Here is a 17,359-nt window from a genome sequence, read left to right as displayed (position 1 = left end):
CGCCAGTCCCCCCAGCTCGCCCTCCACCGCCACCCCTCCTGGCTCCGCCTCACCGCCCCCCGCGGCTCCGTGGCGATCCGCCGCAGCACTCCCGGGCTGGGCCTCACCCTGACCCCGAGCTGAAGCTGATCCGGTCGCTACTTGGACTGCTCCCACTCGCGCCGGTAGTCCGCGAAGATCTCCTTCAGGTGGTGGCCGATCTTCAGGTAGTCGAGGTCGTCGAGGTTGGCCAGCGAGACGCGCACGGACCACTCCGGGCCGTCGAAGCCGCCGCCGTTGAGCAGCACCACGCCCGTCTGCTCGGCGAGGCGGAACAGTGGTTCGGTCGGGACGTAGTTGGTCTGCAGGTAGTCGGCGAACGGCTGTCCGCCGACGCGCTCGGCCTCCGCCAGCAGGTCGAGTTCGATGTAGTAGCCGGCCCGCCAGGGGTCGTCGTTGATCTTCATGCCGGAGCCCTCGAGCAGCAGGTCGAGGCGCTGACGCACGATGGCCTGCAGCTTCGTCTTGTAGTCCTGGCCCTCGGGCAGCAGGTCGAACAGCGAGAAGAGCACCATCTGCACCTGTTGCGGCAGGCTCAGGCCGGCGGTGTGGTTCAGCGCCACCTGGCGCGAGTCGGCGACCAGCCGCTCGATGAACTTGATCTTCTCCGGCTCCAGCGTCAGCGTGCCGTACCGCTTGTCCAGGCGCGCCTTCTCGTCCGGGCCGAGTCCGGCGATGGCGTCGTCGATCACGTTGTCCTGGTGCAGGCCGATGACACCGAGGCGGTGGCCGGTGGCGCCGTAGTGCTTGGAGTAGGAGTAGACGAGCAGCGTGTTGCGCGGCAGGTCGGCGGCGATGGTGCGGAAGCCGTTGACGAAGGTGGCGTAGACGTCGTTGGTGACGATGATCAGGTTCGGGTTCGAGCTCGCGACGATCTGCTTGATCTGGTCGGTGACCCGCTGCGAGAGCGCCAGCGACGGCGGGTTGCTGGGGTTGACCAGGCAGAGCAGCTTGACCGCCGGGTCCTCCAGCTTGGCGATCTCCTCGGCCGGGTAGCGCCACTCACGCACGCCCGCCTCGGCGAAGTTGCTGGCCGCGACCGTCACCACGTCGAACTCGTAGTCCTCGAGCTCGGGGATCTCGATGTAGGGGGTGAAGACCGGCACCATCAGGGCGATCTTGTCGCCCTTGTGCAGCACGCCGTTCTTCATCAGCGAGTCGAAGATGTAGCACATGGCCGCCGTGCCGCCCTCGGTGGCGAACAGGTCCATCCCGTTGCCCGCCGGCGGCTTGCCCTGCATCAGCTCGTCGTGCAGGTAGCCGCGGATCACCTTCTCCGCGTGGGTGAGGATCCGGTCCGGCACAGGGTAGTTGTCGCCGATGACGGAGTCGGTCAGCTCGTGGATCCAGGCGTCCCGGTCGAAGCCGAATCGCTGGACCGCCAGGCCGACGCAGTCCTTGAGCATCTCGACGCCCGGCAGCTCCGGGTGGCTGCGCACCCAGGCGTCGAAGCGGCCGCCGATGCCCTCCTTCTCGGGCATGCCGCCGAGGTTGTCGGCGGTCCAGACGCGGCGGCTCTCCGTCAGGGCGTAGTAGCCGAGGGCGTAGAAGGCCTCGCGCGGGGTCGTGGCGATCCAGTTCGGGTTGCCGCGCCCGGCGTTGAGCATGTGCGCGGTGGACTTCCCCTTCTGTCCCTCCGCGTACTTCTCGGCCAGGGCAATGAAGGCCCCCTTCAGCTCGAAGGGGCTGAGCGAGGAGAGCCGCTGCATCTCCTCGCGGCTCACGGACGGCTTGGCCATGACGGTGCCTTTCGGGATGTGACGGACGGAGACCCACGATGAGACAGCCTGTCACCGCGCCCAGCCCGATCGCCTTGTAGTGCAGCTTGCCGACGAGGAAGCCGATGGCGACGGTGAGAAAGATCAGCAGCTCGGGATAGGGCTTGAAGATGTGGGTGGTGAACCAGTGCACCGGCGCAACCCCTCTCTGGTTCGTCACGGCGGCCGCGATCTCCGCCCGACTTCGAACGATAAGCAAGATTCACTACCTTTTGTCCGATGAGTGCGCCGCCCGAGCGATTCGCCGCCGCTGACCGGCGTTGTCAGTGGCCGGTGCTACGTTCGCGACAGGACGGGCAGAAGACGAAGACCAGACACGACGACAGGGACGACGAACGGTGGCGGAGCTGCGCATCGCGGTCGACGCGGACCAGGACGGTCCGGGCGGACGGCTCCAGCCGCTGGACGAGCACGGGCAGCCGACGGGGCCGGTCGAGCGGGTGCGGGAGCTGGCGGCCGCGATGGCGGCCCGCGAGCAGGCACAGCGGCCACGCTGGGTCTGGGCGGCCACGGACGAGGTCTACGTCCGCCTGCTCCCCCAACTGCCCGCGAGCCGGCTGGGCCGCTGCCACGACGTCAAGCTGGTCGAGCCGCTGCTGCTCGCCCAGGAGGGCGCGTACGGGGAGCCGCGCTCGCTCGGGGCGGCGTGGGCGCGACTTCGGGGGCTGCCCGTGCCGAGGGACCTGCCTCTCGGCCTGGCCGCTGCGGAGGCGGACGCCCACGCGCAGGACGCCCTCTTCGCGCCGGACCGCAGCCGGCTCGAACCGGGGGTGGACCCGCTGACGGCGCTGGTCGCCGTCCACACGGAGCAGCTGCGCCGGCTCGCCGCACTGCCGGAACAAGACCGGCACGGTCTGCGGCTGCTGGTCGCGGCGGAGTCCGCGGGCGGGCTGGTGGCCGCCGAGATGGCCTACGACGGCCTGCCCTGGAGCACGACGGTCCATGACGCCCTGCTGGAGGAGCTGCTCGGGGCGCGCCCGACGGCGGCCCAGGCGGCCAGCGGGGCGCGCCCGCCCAAGCTGGCAGCGCTCGGCATCGAGCTCCAGGAGGCCCTGCACGCGCGGCAGCTGAACCCGGACTCCCCCGGTCAGGTGCTGCAGGCCTTCGCCAAACAGGGCGTCAGCCTGACCTCGACCAGGAACTGGATGCTGCGTCAGGTCGATCACCCGGCGGCGCCGTTGCTGCTGCGCTACAAGGAGCTGTCGCGCGTCTATGCGGCGCACGCCTGGGCCTGGCGTGACGCCTGGGTGCGCGGCGGCCGGTTCCGGCCCGAGTACGTGGTGGGCGGCGTGGTCTCCGGCCGGTGGGCCAGCCGGGGCGGCGGCGCCCTGCAGATCCCACGGATCCTGCGCGGCGCGGTCGTCGCCGATCCCGGCTGGCGACTGGTGGTCGCGGACGCCGGCCAGCTGGAGCCGCGGGTGCTGGCCGCGCTCTCCGGCGACCCGGGGCTGATCCGCGCGGGCGCGGCGGGCGACCTGTACGCCGGGCTGGCCGCGGACGCCTTCGGCGGGGACCGGGCGCGGGCCAAGCTGGGTCTGCTCGGCGCGATGTACGGGCAGACCAGCGGCGAGGTCGGCCCGCTGCTGGCGATCCTGCGGCGGCGCTTCCCGCAGGCGATGGGCCTGGTGGAGGCGGCGGCGCGCACCGGCGAGGCGGGCGGCACGGTCCGCTCCCGCCTCGGCCGGGTCTGCCCGCCCCCGTCCGCCGCCTGGCAGGACGCCACCGCCGCGGCGTACGGCGGGGACGTCGACGCCCTCGCGGAGGAGGGCGGCGGCCGGGCCGGCTCGGCGGCGCGCTCGCGCGGCCGGTTCACCCGCAACTTCGTCATCCAGGCCAGCGCGGCGGACTGGGCGCTGGCCCTGATCGCCGCCCTGCGCCGCCGGCTCGCTGAGCTGCCGCCAGGCCCTGCGGGCGAGCGGCCGCGCCTGGTCTTCTTCCAGCACGACGAGATCGTGGTGCACAGCCCGATCGCGCTGGCGGAGGCGGTGGCCGCGACGGTGACCGCCTCGGCGGAGGAGGCCCGCCGCCTGGTCTTCGGCGACACCCCCGTCCACTTCCCGATGGACACGCACATCGTCGAGCGCTATGCCGACGCGAAGGGCGGCGAGCCCACCGACTCCGAGCTGGACGACGAGGAGGGCCCGGGCTTTTGAGCGCGAGCTCTTTTTGATCAAGAGCCCTTGAAGTGTTCGTCGGATGTCGTACACTCAGTGCCACCAGGTGTTCGACGCTCGACGAACACCCAGATTCCGCTGGGGGATGACGGACATGCGTGCAGTTGCATTCGAGAAGCTGGGCGGCCCCGAGGTGCTCCAGGTCGTCGAGGCGCCGACCCCGGAGCCCGGCCCCGGTGAGGTCGCCATCGACGTGAGCTGGGCCGGCGTCAACTTCGCCGACGCCAAGGCGCGCTCGGTCGGCTACCGGGTGGACACCCTGCCGTTCCGGCCCGGCCTGGAGGTCTCCGGCACGGTCCGCGCCCTGGGCCCGGACGTCACCGACCTCGCCGTCGGCCAGCACGTCTTCGCGATGCTGAACGGCCAGGGCTACGCGGAGACCGCGATCGCCCGCGCCGCCACCACCTTCGCCGTGCCCGAGGCTCTCGACCTGCGCGACGCCGCGGCGCTCGGCACGGTGCTCGCCACCGGCTACGCGCTGCTGCACGAGGTAGCGCGGGTGCGCGAGGGCGAGACCGTCCTGGTCCAGGGCGCGGCGGGCGGCGTCGGCACGGTCACCGGCCAGCTGGCCCGCGCCGCCGGCGCGGGCCGCGTCCTCGGCGTCGTCTCCCGCCCGGAGAAGGCCGCATACCCCAAGGACTTCGGCTACGACGAGGTCCTGGTCGGCGAGGACTTCGACGAGCAGGCGCTGCGCGCGACCGACGGGCGCGGCGTCGACATCGCCCTCGACCCGGTCGGCGGGGAGAGCTGGCGCCGCAGTGTCGCTGCGCTGGCCCGCTTCGGCCGCGCGGTCAGCTTCGGGAACGCGAGCGACGCGGAGCCGTGGAGTGCGGGCTTCGCGGACGTCGCCCCGCGGGGGATCTCGGTCGCGGGCTTCAGCATCCTCGGCCTCGCGGCCTCGGACCCCACCCGCCTGCGGATCCTCACCGAGCAGGCCTTCCGCGAGGCCGAGCGCGCGAACATCACCGTCCCGGTCACCGGCGAGTTCTCCCTGGCGGACGCGGGTGAGGCCCACCGCCTCCTGGAGAGCCGCGCCAGCACGGGCAAGCTCCTCCTCCGAGTCCGCTGACGGACCCCGTCCGCGCCTCCAGCCTTCGGCTGGGGGAGGCCCCCATGCGTGCGGACGGCCCTGCGCGTTGAGGACCATCCGCACGCCAGTGGCTCTCGCGCACCCCGCGCCCCTCGGTAGGTGCAACTACCTGCGGCAGCAAACCCCCGGGGGAGGAGACGCGAATCGGCAGAGCTCCGCGCCCCTGGCGGCTCTTGCGTGCCGAAAAGTGGCATAGTCGGCAGGTGCTCCTCACCACGCCCCGTCTGCGGCTCTGTCTCGTGCCTCCGCCGTTCGATCCGAGTGGGTTCGACTGGGTGGCCGAGGCGCCCGGGGCCGGGGTGTGGGAGTTGGCCGGGATCACCGCGCGGGCGGCGGAGGTGGGGTGGTACGTGCCGCCCTGGGGCCTGTTCGTGATCGTGCGGAGCGCGGACGATCACGCGATCGGGGGGATCGGGTTCCACGGGCCGCCCAGCGTCGCCGGTGAGGTCGAGCTCGGGTACGAGCTCGCGCCGGGGGCGCGGGGCGCGGGGTACGCGACCGAGGCGGTGCGCGCGCTTGCCGCGCTCGCGCTGGAGCACGCCGACGTGCGCGCCGTCACCGCGCGCACCGCGCCGGCGAACACGGCCTCCCAGGCGGTCCTGGTGCGGGCGGGCTTCGCCCGTGTGCCGGTGCCCCCGGCGGACGGGATGGTGCACTTCCGGCTGACGGAGCTGACGGAGGAGCCCCGCCGCGGATAACGGGTCGACAGGCCCCGCACCGCCTTGCGTACGCTTGTCCGTGCAATGGGAACCCAGCAGCAGAACACCGCATCCGCCCGTCCCCGCCGGCGGCCCGCGCAGCCGCCCGCGCTCAGCGGGGAGCTCGGCGCACTGGCCACCCGTCTGACGGGGCTGTCGCTGCGCGACGAGGAACGGCTCGGGCGGCGGCTCGAGGGCCTGCGGAAGGTACGCGAGCCCGAGAAGCGCGAGCGCGTCCTCGCGTCCGTCACCGCCGAGGTCGACGCCGCCGAGCAGCGGTTGGAGAAGCGCCGGGCCGCGGTGCCCACGCCCTCCTACCCGGAGGAACTGCCGGTCAGCGGGCGCCGCGAGGACATCCTCGAGGCCATCCGCGACCACCAGGTCGTGATCATCGCGGGTGAGACGGGCTCCGGGAAGACGACCCAGATCCCCAAGATGTGCCTGGAGCTCGGCCGCGGCGTCCGCGGCTTCATCGGGCACACGCAGCCGCGCCGGATCGCCGCGCGCACGGTGGCCGAGCGCGTCGCGGAGGAGCTGCGCAGCGAGGTCGGCGAGACCGTCGGCTGGAAGGTCCGCTTCACCGACCAGGTGGGCGAGCAGACCGCGATCAAGGTGATGACGGACGGCATCCTGCTGGCCGAGATCCAGAACGACCGGCAGCTGCGCCAGTACGACACGCTCATCATCGACGAGGCGCACGAGCGCAGCCTCAACATCGACTTCATCCTGGGCTATCTCAGGCAGCTGCTGCCCAAGCGCCCGGATCTCAAGGTGATCATCACCTCGGCCACCATCGACCCGGAGCGCTTCGCCCGCCACTTCGCGGACCCGCGCACCGGCAAGGAGGCCCCGATCATCGAGGTCTCCGGCCGCACCTACCCGGTCGAGGTCCGCTACCGGCCGATCATCGACGACAGCGTCGACGAGGACGACGACGAGGACGGTTCGAGCGGCGGCGGGGGCGGCGGCGGGGGCGGCGGCGGGATCGACCGGGACCGCGACCAGGTCCAGGCGATCGTCGACGCCGTCGACGAGCTCGGCCACGAGGGCAGTGGCGACATCCTCGTCTTCCTCTCCGGCGAGCGCGAGATCCGTGACACCGCGGAGGCGCTGGAGAAGGCCAAGCTCCGCAACACCGAGGTCGTGCCGCTCTACGCCCGCCTCTCCTCCGCCGAGCAGCACCGCGTCTTCCAGTCGCACACCGGCCGCCGGATCGTGCTGGCGACCAACGTCGCGGAGACCTCCCTCACCGTCCCCGGCATCCGCTATGTGATCGACCCTGGCACGGCCCGCATCTCCCGCTACAGCCACCGCACCAAGGTGCAGCGGCTGCCGATCGAGGCCGTCTCGCAGGCCAGCGCCAACCAGCGCAAGGGCCGCTGCGGCCGTACCAGCGACGGCATCTGCATCCGGCTCTACTCCGAGGACGACTTCCTCGCCCGGCCGGAGTTCACCGACCCGGAGATCCTGCGCACCAACCTCGCCTCGGTCATCCTGCAGATGACGGCGGCCGGGCTGGGCGACATCTCGGCGTTCCCGTTCATCGAGCCGCCGGACCGCCGCAACATCAAGGACGGCATCGACCTGCTCCAGGAGCTGCACGCCCTGGAGAGCGAGGCCGCCCAGGGCCGGGCGATGCGCCTGACCCCCATAGGCCGCAAGCTGGCCCAGCTGCCGGTCGACCCGCGACTGGCGCGCATGGTGCTGGAGGCCGAGAAGAAGGGCGTGATCCGCGAGGTCATGGTGATCGCGGCCGCCCTCTCCATCCAGGACCCGCGCGAGCGGCCGGTCGAGAAGCGCACGCACGCGGACCAGCTGCACGCCCGCTTCACCGACCCGACCTCGGACTTCCTCACCTACCTGAACCTGTGGCGCTATCTGAAGCAGCAGCAGAAGGCGCTCAGCAGCAGCCAGTTCCGCCGGATGTGCAAGGCCGAGTTCCTCAACTACCTGCGTATCCGCGAGTGGCAGGACATCGACGCGCAGCTGCGCCAGGTGGCCAAGTCCCTGGACGTCGAGCTCGGCGCGGCGCACATGCCCGACGAGGTCGACGGGGACGCCGTCCACCGCTCGCTCCTGTCCGGCCTGCTCTCCCATGTGGGCTCGAAGGACGCCGAGAAGCAGGAGTACTTCGGCGCCCGCGGCGCCAAGTTCGCGGTCTTCCCCGGTTCGGCGCTGTTCAAGAAGACGCCGGCCTGGGTGATGGCGGCCGAGCTGGTGGAGACCTCCCGCCTGTGGGCGCGGATCGCCGCCAAGGTCGAGCCGCAGTGGATCGAGGAGCTGGCCCAGCACCTGATCAAGCGGAACTACAGCGAACCGCACTGGGAGAAGGACCGCGGCCAGGTGGTCGCCTTCGAGCGGGTCACCCTCTACGGGCTCACGCTCGTCGCGGGCCGCAAGGTCGGCTACGGGAGCATCGACCCGGAGCTCGCGCGCGAGCTGTTCATCCGCCGCGCGCTCGTCGAGGGCGACTGGCGGACCCACCACCGGTTCTTCCACGACAACCGCAAGCTGCTCGACGAGGTCGAGGAGCTGGAGAACCGGGCCCGGCGCCGCGACATCCTCGTCGACGAGGAGACCCTGTTCGACTTCTACGACCAGCGCGTGGGCCAGGAGGTCGTCTCCGCCGCCCACTTCGACAGCTGGTGGAAGAAGACCCACCGGTCCAGGCCGGACCTGCTGACCTTCACGCCCGAGCTGCTGGTCAACGACAGCGCCGAGACCGTCACCGAGCGGGACTACCCCTCCGTATGGCACCAGGGCGACCTGGAGCTGCCGCTCACCTACCAGTTCGAGCCCGGTACGGAGCAGGACGGCGTCACCGTCCACATCCCGCTGACCCTGCTCAACCAGGTGAAGCCGGCCGGCTTCGACTGGCAGATCCCGGGCCTGCGCGAGGAACTGGTCACCGCGCTGATCCGGTCGCTGCCCAAGGCGCTGCGCCGCAACTTCGTCCCCGCCCCCGACTACGCCAAGCGCCTGATGCAGACGCTGGCCGCGCACGTGGACGAGGCCTCGGAGAAGCCGATGGTCGAGATCCTGGAGTGGGAGCTGCACCGGCTGCGCGGCCTTCCCGTGCCGCGCGACAGCTGGAACCTGGACGCAGTGCCGGACCACCTGCGGATCACCTTCCGCGTCGAGGACGAGCGCGGCCGGAAGCTGGCCGAGGCCAAGAGCCTGGACCGGCTGAAGCTGGAGCTGAAGTCGCGCACCCAGCAGGCGATCGCCAAGGCGGCGGGCGGCCTGGAGAAGCGCGGCCTGACCAAGTGGACCATCGGCGAGCTGCCGCACACGTTCGAGACCAAGCGCGGCAACGCGACGGTCAAGGGCTACCCGGCCCTGGTCGACGACGGCGACTCGGTCTCGGTGCAGTTGCTCGACACCCCGCACGAGCAACGGAACGCCATGGCGGCGGGCACCCGGCGGCTGATCCTGCTGGGGGCCAACTCGCCGGTCAACTCGATCCAGGCGCGGCTGGGCAACGGCGCCAAGCTGGCGCTGGCCGCCAACCCGCACGGCAGCACCGAGGCGTTGTTCGCCGACTGCGTGGTCGCCGCCGCGGACAAACTGATCGCCGACGCGGGCGGCCCGGCCTGGGACGGCGAGGACTTCACCAAGCTCCGCGACCACGTGCGCGGCGAGCTGTACGAGGCGACCGCGGACGCGGTGGTGAAGACCGCCAACATCCTGGCCGTGCACCATCGGGTGCAGGAGCGGCTCAAGGGCATCGGCAACAGCCTGGCGCTGCTGACGGGTCTGACGGACGTCCGGGCCCAGCTCAAGGAGCTGATCCACCCCGGCTTCGTCCAGGAGACCGGACTGCGCCGGCTGCCGGACCTGTTGCGCTACCTCAAGGCGATCGAGCGCCGCCTGGTGAAGCTGACCGACGACCCGATCCGGGACCGGGACCGCACCAGCGCCATCATCCGGATGCAGGACGCCTACGCCGAACTGCTGGCGGAGCTGCCGCCGGAGCGGCGCGACGAGGAGGGCGTGCTGCAGATCCGCTGGATGATCGAGGAGCTGCGGGTGAGCCTGTGGGCGCAGCCGTTGGGCACCCCGTACTCGATCTCCGAGCAACGGATCCTGAAGGCCATCGACACCCTTCGAAACTGAGGCATCTGGGGTATCGGAGCCGGGCATCGGTCACAGTTGCCCGGTTTCGACACCTTAGTTCGGTAAACTCGATTCTCTTGTCAACAAGGGACGAGGGCCGATGACGATCGCCACGACCATTCAGCCTGCGAGCGCCACGCCGTTGGCGCTGTTCAGCGCGGGTTCGGGCGCGCCACCGCGCACCCTGGTGGACGTGCTGGACGCGACCGTCCGGGCCCACCCGAACGAGCCAGCGCTGGACGACGGGCAGGCCCAGCTGAGCTACCGCGCGCTCGCCGCCTCCGTCGAGACGCTGCGCAAGCGGCTGGCCGCCGCCGGCGTCCGCCCGGGCGACCGGATCGGTGTGCGGATCCCCTCGGGCACCAATGACCTCTACGTCGGCATCCTCGCCGTTCTCGCCGCCGGCGCCGCCTACGTGCCGGTCGACTTCGAGGACCCGGACGAGCGTGCGGCCCTGGTCTTCGGCGAGGCCGAGGTCCGCGCGATCCTCGGTGCCCACCACAAGCTGACCCTCCATGAGGTGACGCCGCGTGAGCTGACCCCACAGCAGCTGACGCGGGACCAGCCGACGGATCCCGCCGCCGCGCCCGCCCCGGGCGCGGGCGCGCTGCGTCCCACCCCCGACCACGACGCGTGGATCATCTTCACCTCCGGGTCGACCGGCAAGCCCAAGGGCGTCGCCGTCTCGCACCGGAGCGCCGCCGCGTTCGTCGACGCCGAGGCCGCGCTGTTCCTGCAGGAGGAGCCGATCGGGCCCGGAGACCGGGTGATGGCCGGGCTGTCCGTCGCGTTCGACGCGTCCTGCGAGGAGATGTGGCTGGCCTGGCGGCACGGCGCCTGCCTGGTGCCGGTGCCGCGCGCGCAGGTGCGCAGCGGCGCGGACCTCGGGCCGTGGCTGGTGGACCAGGAGATCACCGTCGTCTCCACCGTGCCGACCCTCGCCTCGCTCTGGCCCGCCGAGGCGCTGAGCGAGGTCCGGCTGCTGATCTTCGGCGGCGAGGCATGCCCGCCCGAGCTGGTGGCGCGCCTGGTCACCGAGGGCCGGGAGGTGTGGAACACCTACGGCCCGACCGAGGCGACCGTCGTCGCCTGCGCCGCGCTGATGGACGGCGACCAGCCGGTCCGCATCGGCCTGCCGCTGGACGGCTGGGAGCTGGCCGTCGTCGACGAGCAGGAGCAGCCCGTCCCGATCGGCGGCTCCGGCCAGCTCGTCATCGGCGGGCTGGGGCTGGCCCGCTACCTCGACCCGGCCAAGGACGCGGAGAAGTACGCGCCGCTGGCCTCCCTCGGCTGGGAGCGGGCGTACCGCAGCGGCGACCTGGTCCGCGCGGACGCGGAGGGCCTGGTCTTCCTCGGCCGCGCCGACGAGCAGGTCAAGCTCGGCGGCCGACGCATCGAGCTGGGCGAGGTCGACGCCGCGCTGCAGGCGCTGCCCGGCGTCGCGGGCGCGGCCGCGGCGGTCCGCACCGCGCGCGGCGGCAACCAGCTGCTGGTCGGCTACGTCGTCACCACGGAGGAGTGGAGCCGCCAGGACGCCCTGGAGCGGCTCCGCAAGGAGCTGCCCGCCGCGCTCGTACCGATCCTCGCGGTCGTGGACGACCTGCCGACGCGCACCTCCGGCAAGGTCGACCGCAACGCGCTGCCCTGGCCGCTGCCCGACGCGGGCCAGGACGAGCCCGCCGAGCGGTTCGCCGGCACCGAGGCGTGGCTCGCGGAGCGCTGGACCGAGATCCTCGGCGTGCCCGTCACGAGCCACCAGGACGACTTCTTCGCGATAGGCGGTGGCAGCCTGGCCGCCGCGCGCCTGGCCACGCTGCTGCGCGAGCGCTTCCCCTCCGTGGCCGTCCTCGACGTCTACGCCCACCCGACGCTGCGCAAGCAGGCCAAGCTGCTGGACCGCTCGGCCAGCACCGGCGGCGAGCAGCGCGTCATCAGCCCGACACCGCGCCGCGCCCAGGCGATCCAACTGGCGCTGCTGGTGCCGTTGCTCACCCTCGTCGCACTGCGCTGGACGACGGCCCTGCTGACGCTCGGCAACGTCCTGCACTGGTTCGGACCGTACACCTGGGCACCGACAGCCTCCTGGTGGCTGGTCGGCTCTGCGGCCGTGCTGCTCTTCTCCCCGCCCGGACGGATCGCGATCGCGGCCGGCGGCGCCCGGCTGCTGCTGCGCGGCCTGGCTCCCGGCACCTATCCGCGCGGCGGCTCGGTCCACCTGCGGCTGTGGACGGCGGAGCGGCTCGCGGAGTACAGCGGCGCGACCGAGCTGTCCGGCTCCTGGCTGATCCGCTACGGCCGGGCGCTGGGCGCCCGCATCGCGGCCGACGTGGACCTGCACTCGCTGCCTCCGGTCACCGGGCTGCTCAAGCTCGGCCGCGGCTGCGCCGTCGAGTCCGAGGTGGACCTGGCGGGCTGGTGGCTGGACGGGGACCGGCTCGAGGTCGGTCCGATCAAGGTCGGCTCGCAGGCCGTGGTCGGCACCCGCACCGTGCTCTTCCCCGGCGCCCGCGTCGGCAAGCGCGCCGAGGTCGTGCCGGGCTCCGGCGTCACCGGCCAGATCCCGACCGGCCAGCGCTGGGGCGGCGTGCCCGCCGTCAAGGTCGGCAAGGCCGACCACGCCTGGCCCAAGCGGCGTCCCGCCCGCCACCTGCGCTGGTCCGCCGCCTACGGCGCGAGCGGCGCCTTCCTGACCCTGCTGCCCTTCCTCGCGGGCGCCCCGGCGGCGCTGGTCGCGGCGCAGTTCGTCGCCTCGGCCGACGACGGCGGCGCCGCGCTGCGCGGCGCACTGCTCGCCGTCGTCCCGGCCGCCCTCGCCTACGGCGCGACCTACGCGCTGCTGGTGCTGGCCTCCGTCCGACTGCTCAGCGTCGGCCTGCGCACCGGTCACCACCCGGTGCACAGCCGGGTGGGCTGGCAGGCCTGGACCGTCAGTCAGCTGATGGACGCCGCCCGCGACACGCTCTTCCCGCTCTACGCGGGCCTGGTCACCCCGGTCTGGCTGCGGCTGCTCGGCATGAAGGTCGGCCGCGGCGCCGAGATCTCCACCGTCCTCGCGCTGCCCAGCCTGACCACGGTCGGCGAGGACGCATTCCTTGCCGACGACACCCTGACCGCCCCCTACGAGCTGGGCGGCGGCTGGCTGCGGATCGGCCGGGCCGAGATCGGCCGCCGGGCCTTCCTCGGCAACTCCGGCATGACCGGCGCGGGCCGTTCCGTCCCGGACGGCGGCCTGGTCGGCGTGCTGTCGGCGACACCGAAGAAGGCCAAGAAGGGCTCCTCCTACCTGGGCCTGCCCCCGGTGCGGCTGCCCCGGGCCGCCAAGCAGGGCGACGAGGGCCTCACCTACGACCCGCCCGCGCGGCTGCTGTGGGCACGCGGCGTGGTCGAGCTGTGCCGGCTGGTCCCGGTGTTCTGCTCGGCGGCGCTGGCCGTGGTCACCGGCGCGGCGCTGTGCCTGCTGTGGCAGACGGGCACGATCGAGCTCGCGGGCTTCGTGCTGCTCGGCGCGGGTGTGCTGGGCGCGCTGGTCGCCGTCGCGGCGAAGTGGCTGCTGGTCGGCCGGTTCAAGGCGGTGGACCACCCGCTGTGGAGCGGTTTCGTGTGGCGCAACGAGCTCGCCGACACCTTCGTCGAGGTGCTGGCGGTGCCGTGGCTGGTGGGCCGCGCCCCCGGCACACCCCTCACGAACCTCTGGCTGCGCGCGCTCGGCGTGGGCGTGGGCCGCGGCGTCTGGTGCGAGAGCTACTGGCTGCCCGAGTCCGATCTGGTGACCCTCGGGGACGGCGTCAGCATCAACCGCGGCTGCGTTTTGCAGACGCATCTCTTCCACGACCGGATCATGCGCATGGATACTGTGGTACTCGATCAAGGGGCCACCCTGGGTCCGGGTGGCATCGTCCTCCCGGGCAGCCGGGTCGGGGCCCGGACCACGCTCGGCCCGGCCTCGCTCGTCATGGGCGGCGAGTCGGTGCCCGCGGACACCCGCTGGCTCGGCAACCCGATCGAGGCGTGGCGGGGCTGATCCCCGGCCGCGCACGCGCACAGGCGGCGCACGGAACGCGGCGAGGAACGAACACGCACGGCGGCAGGGAGCGGAACACCGGTGAGTCCCCGACAGGCCCGGCAGCAGCAGAACGCGACGGGCACAGCGGGCGTGTCCGAGCCCGACCCGTACTTCCCGACCAGCGGTGACCCGCGCTACCGCGTGCACCGCTACGAGCTGGCGCTCGACTACCGCCCCGAGCCGAACCGCCTGGCCGGCACCGCGCGGCTGTCCGCCATAGCGGCGGAGGGCGCCGCGCCGCTCGCCGAGTTCGCCCTGGACCTGGTCGCGGGCTTCCGCATCGGCCGGATCCTGGTCAACGGCAAGGCCCCGCACTACGCCCACCGCGCGGGCAAGCTGCGCGTCCGCCCGGCCAAGCCGCTGCTGCCGGGCGCGGCGTTCACCGTCGAGGTGCACTGGACCGGCAATCCGAAGCCGGTCCGCAGCCCCTGGGGCGGCATCGGCTGGGAGGAGCTGGAGGAGGGCGCGCTCGTCGCCAGCCAGCCGACCGGCGCCCCGTCCTGGTACCCGTGCAACGACCGGCCCGCGGACAAGGCCTCGTACCAGATCTCGGTGACCACGCCCTCGTCCTACGCCGTGGCGCTGGGCGGGCGGCTGCTCACCCGGACCGTCAAGTCCTCCAGCACCACCTGGGTCTACGAGCAGCCCGCGCCGACCTCCAGCTACCTGGTCGGGGTCGCCATCAGCCCGCTGCACCAGATCCGCCTGGACGACCCGGACGCGGGGGAGGTCCCCCAGTTCGGCTGGGCGCCGCACCCCAAGGTGCCGGCCTTCGCGGCCGCGTTCTCCCGGCAGCCGGAGATGATGCGCCTCTACCAGGAGCTCTTCGGCCCCTACCCGTTCGACCGCTACACCGCGGTCGTCGTCGACGAGGAGCTGGACGTCCCCGTCGAGTCCCAGGGCATGGCCACCTTCGGCACCAACCACCTCGATGCGGGTTGGCCGTCCGAGCGGATGGTCGCCCACGAGCTGGCGCACCAGTGGTTCGGCAACAGCCTCTCGGTGGCGGACTGGAGCCAGATCTGGCTGAACGAGGGCTTCGCCAAGTACGCGGAGTGGCTCTGGTCCGAGGCCGCGGGCGGGCCGCCCGCGCGCGAACGGGCGGCGAAGTCGTACGAGTTGCTCACCTCGCTCCCCCAGGACCTGCGCCTCGCCGACCCCGGCCGTCGGCTGATGTTCGACGACCGCCTCTACCAGCGCGGCGGCGTCACCGTGCACGCGCTCCGGGTGGCCCTGGGCGACGAGGCGTTCTTCCGGATGCTGCGGGACTGGACCCGCCAGCACCGCCACGGCGTGGTCAGCACCGAGCTGTTCCTCGCCCACGTCCGCCGCTACGGACCGGCCCCGGTGGAGGCGCTGCTGCACGAGTGGCTCTTCGAGACCCAGCTGCCCGCCCTGCCGGGTCACTAGGCTCCGGACGGTGGATCAGCGGTCAGGCGGGTCTGGCGGCAGGCGGTCAGGCGGTCAGCTGGCTGAGCTCCGGCAGCAGCTTCTGCAGGATGGCGTGGAGCGTGTCCCGTTCCTGCTCGTCCAGCCGGTCCAGCGCGTCGTGGACGGACTTCATGTCCTCGCGGACGGCCAGGATCGCCGCGCGGCCCTCGTCCGTCGCGGTGACGATCTTGACGCGCCGGTCCTGCGGGCCCGCCTCACGCCGGACGAGCCCGCGGGACTCGAGCCGGTCGACGATGCCGGTGACGTTGGACGCGTCGCAGACCAGCGCCTCGGCCAGCGCGCGCATCGGCAGCGGAGCGCGGACGGCCGCGCCCAGGACCTTGGCCTGGACGGGGGTCAGCCCCTGTCGCGCCGCGACGGCGGCGAAGTCCTGGTAGTACGCGCCGCCGACAGCCGCGATCACGTCCATCAGTTCCGCCTTGCTCGTGCTCATGGAGCGAGTGTACGTCCGGGAAATTGAGGGGCTCAAATATCGACGGACCCGGAGGAAACCGATCCGGGTCCGCACACGTCCCAGGGGACATGACGACCGACACGATCTGGACGGACGGACTGCCCCAGCCCCAGGCGCCCCAGCCCGCGGCCGCGCCGCCGGGCGCGCCTCGGGGCCGGAACGGCAAGGTGCTGCTCGCCGTGCTCATCTCGCTGATGGTGTTGGCCGCCGTCGCCGTGGGACTGGTGGTGCTGTTCGGTGGCGACGCGAGCGCCGCGGGCGGCTGCGGCGGCGGGTGACGCGGCCGCCGGTGACGACGGCTCAGCCCAGCAGGTAGGGCAGCCGCTCGCGCAGGAAGGCGCGCGGGAACGCGTCGCGGAGCCGCCACAGGCCGGCGTCCACCACGAAGTGCGCCATCACCGCACCCAGGTAGGCCCCGTAGAGCGCACGCTCCGCGGGGCCTCCGCTGTGCAGGTGGGAGGCGAGGTTCAGCAGCAGGCCGAGCAGCAGTCCGATGTTGAGCAGCACGGCCAGCGAGATCAGTCGCGGTATGCGCTCGACCGGCCCGCCGCCCGCCACCAGGCCCATCATCACCAGGTACTGGAAGCCGTGGGCCATGGTCAGCCCGGCGACGGCCGCGTACGGCGAGTCGAAGAGGAAGACCGGCAGGAAGAAGCCCAGCGCGGTGCCGAACAGCGCGGTGACCTGCCAGGGCCGCTCCTCGGGGCGGCGGCGCAGCAGTTGCACCGTGCCGTAGCCGAGCGCCGCCGCGAAGAGCACCGCGACGACGGGGAAGAGGCCGGTCAGCCGCGGCACCGAACCGGTGAGCTGGAGCAGCGCCGGGTGGCAGAGCAGCCCGGCCGTGCCGAGCACCCCGGCGGCCGTGACCGCGAGGCGCTCGCCCCGGCGCAGCGGACCGGCGCCGTAGGCGGCGCTGGCCAGCGCCGCCAGGCCCAGGTTCTGCTTCTGGAAGTGGAAGAACTGCCAGGCGAAGAACGCGCACAGCAGCAGCGCGAACGGCCCCGGCGGGACCAGCCCGCCGAGCAGCGCCATGCCGACGACCAGGGCGACGGGCGCCACCACGTACCGGCCGCGCCGGGCGGCCATGAACCGGCGCACCTCCGGCACCGTGCAGAACCAGGCGCTGCTGGCGACGTGCACCGAGGAGCCGAGGAAGAGCAGCCCGCCGAGGGCCGCGCGGGGGCTCGACCCGGCCGGCGGCGCCGCGAGCACCGCGCCGAGCAGCGAACCCAGCGTCAGCAGCAGCGTGACGAACAGCCACGCGTCGCGCGGCGCGGCGTCGGACGCGTGCGGCCCGACCGCGCCCGTGCGCGGCGCCGTTCGGGCGGGTTCGAGTGCTGCCATCGCGCCAGCATAGGGCGGTCCACCGACACCCGGACCACCCCCGAGGGACGGGCGCGGCCCACCCGGTCGGCGGGAAGATCACGTCGCGTCCGGGCTCCCGCCGGGCGAGGCGGAGCGACGAAGATCACACCGAATCTGAGCAGCTACTTCC

General features: G+C 72.8%; 10 protein-coding genes. 7 read left to right on the top strand and 3 right to left on the bottom strand.

Annotated elements, in window-relative coordinates; all coding sequences use genetic code 11:
- Positions 1-137: 137 nt before the first annotated feature.
- On the bottom strand, positions 138-1,778 hold the full coding sequence (locus DN069_RS05100; RefSeq protein ID WP_111499603.1) for a bifunctional aspartate transaminase/aspartate 4-decarboxylase: 1,641 nt from the start codon (positions 1,776-1,778) through the stop codon (positions 138-140).
- 377 nt (positions 1,779-2,155) lie between these two features.
- Here DN069_RS05100 and DN069_RS05095 point away from each other — a divergent pair, with 377 nt between their 5' ends.
- The 6 genes from DN069_RS05095 to DN069_RS05070 all read left to right on the top strand — a co-directional run bounded on the left by DN069_RS05095 (position 2,156) and on the right by DN069_RS05070 (position 15,368).
- Positions 2,156-3,970: a bifunctional 3'-5' exonuclease/DNA polymerase gene (locus DN069_RS05095; RefSeq protein ID WP_243638916.1), complete on the top strand. Its 1,815-nt coding sequence runs from the start codon at positions 2,156-2,158 to the stop codon at positions 3,968-3,970.
- 115 nt (positions 3,971-4,085) lie between these two features.
- Positions 4,086-5,060 carry a quinone oxidoreductase family protein gene (locus DN069_RS05090; protein WP_111499614.1) on the top strand — a complete coding sequence of 325 codons (975 nt, stop codon included), beginning with the start codon at positions 4,086-4,088 and terminating at the stop codon, positions 5,058-5,060.
- A gap of 224 nt (positions 5,061-5,284) precedes the next feature.
- Positions 5,285-5,779, top strand: a complete 495-nt coding sequence (locus tag DN069_RS05085; RefSeq protein ID WP_243638915.1) for a GNAT family N-acetyltransferase — start codon at positions 5,285-5,287, stop codon at positions 5,777-5,779.
- A gap of 45 nt (positions 5,780-5,824) precedes the next feature.
- Positions 5,825-9,895, top strand: coding sequence for an ATP-dependent RNA helicase HrpA (hrpA, locus tag DN069_RS05080; RefSeq protein WP_111499601.1), 4,071 nt, complete (start codon positions 5,825-5,827; stop codon positions 9,893-9,895).
- Between the two features lie 100 nt (positions 9,896-9,995).
- A complete protein-coding gene (locus DN069_RS05075) occupies positions 9,996-13,916 on the top strand; it encodes a Pls/PosA family non-ribosomal peptide synthetase (protein ID WP_111499600.1) in 3,921 nt (1,306 codons plus the stop codon).
- A gap of 81 nt (positions 13,917-13,997) precedes the next feature.
- Positions 13,998-15,368, top strand: coding sequence for a M1 family metallopeptidase (locus tag DN069_RS05070; protein ID WP_424556254.1), 1,371 nt, complete (start codon positions 13,998-14,000; stop codon positions 15,366-15,368).
- Positions 15,369-15,414: 46 nt separating this feature from the next.
- On the opposite strand, the gene DN069_RS05065 is transcribed toward DN069_RS05070, so the two are convergent.
- Complete coding sequence (locus DN069_RS05065; RefSeq protein WP_243638914.1) at positions 15,415-15,843, bottom strand: MarR family winged helix-turn-helix transcriptional regulator; 429 nt, start codon at positions 15,841-15,843, stop codon at positions 15,415-15,417.
- Positions 15,844-15,932: 89 nt separating this feature from the next.
- Here DN069_RS05065 and DN069_RS05060 point away from each other — a divergent pair, with 89 nt between their 5' ends.
- On the top strand, positions 15,933-16,142 hold the full coding sequence (locus tag DN069_RS05060; protein WP_111499599.1) for a hypothetical protein: 210 nt from the start codon (positions 15,933-15,935) through the stop codon (positions 16,140-16,142).
- Positions 16,143-16,164: 22 nt separating this feature from the next.
- Here DN069_RS05060 and DN069_RS05055 read toward each other — a convergent pair whose 3' ends face one another.
- The gene (locus DN069_RS05055) at positions 16,165-17,208 is read right to left on the bottom strand and encodes a hypothetical protein (RefSeq protein ID WP_111499598.1); all 1,044 of its coding nucleotides are present in this window, start codon (positions 17,206-17,208) and stop codon (positions 16,165-16,167) included.
- Positions 17,209-17,359: the final 151 nt, after the last annotated feature.

The organism is Streptacidiphilus pinicola (genome assembly GCF_003258295.1).
Taxonomy (GTDB): domain Bacteria; phylum Actinomycetota; class Actinomycetes; order Streptomycetales; family Streptomycetaceae; genus Streptacidiphilus; species Streptacidiphilus pinicola.
Note: the sequence above shows the minus strand (reverse complement) of the source record. Positions and strands in the feature narration are given on the sequence as shown.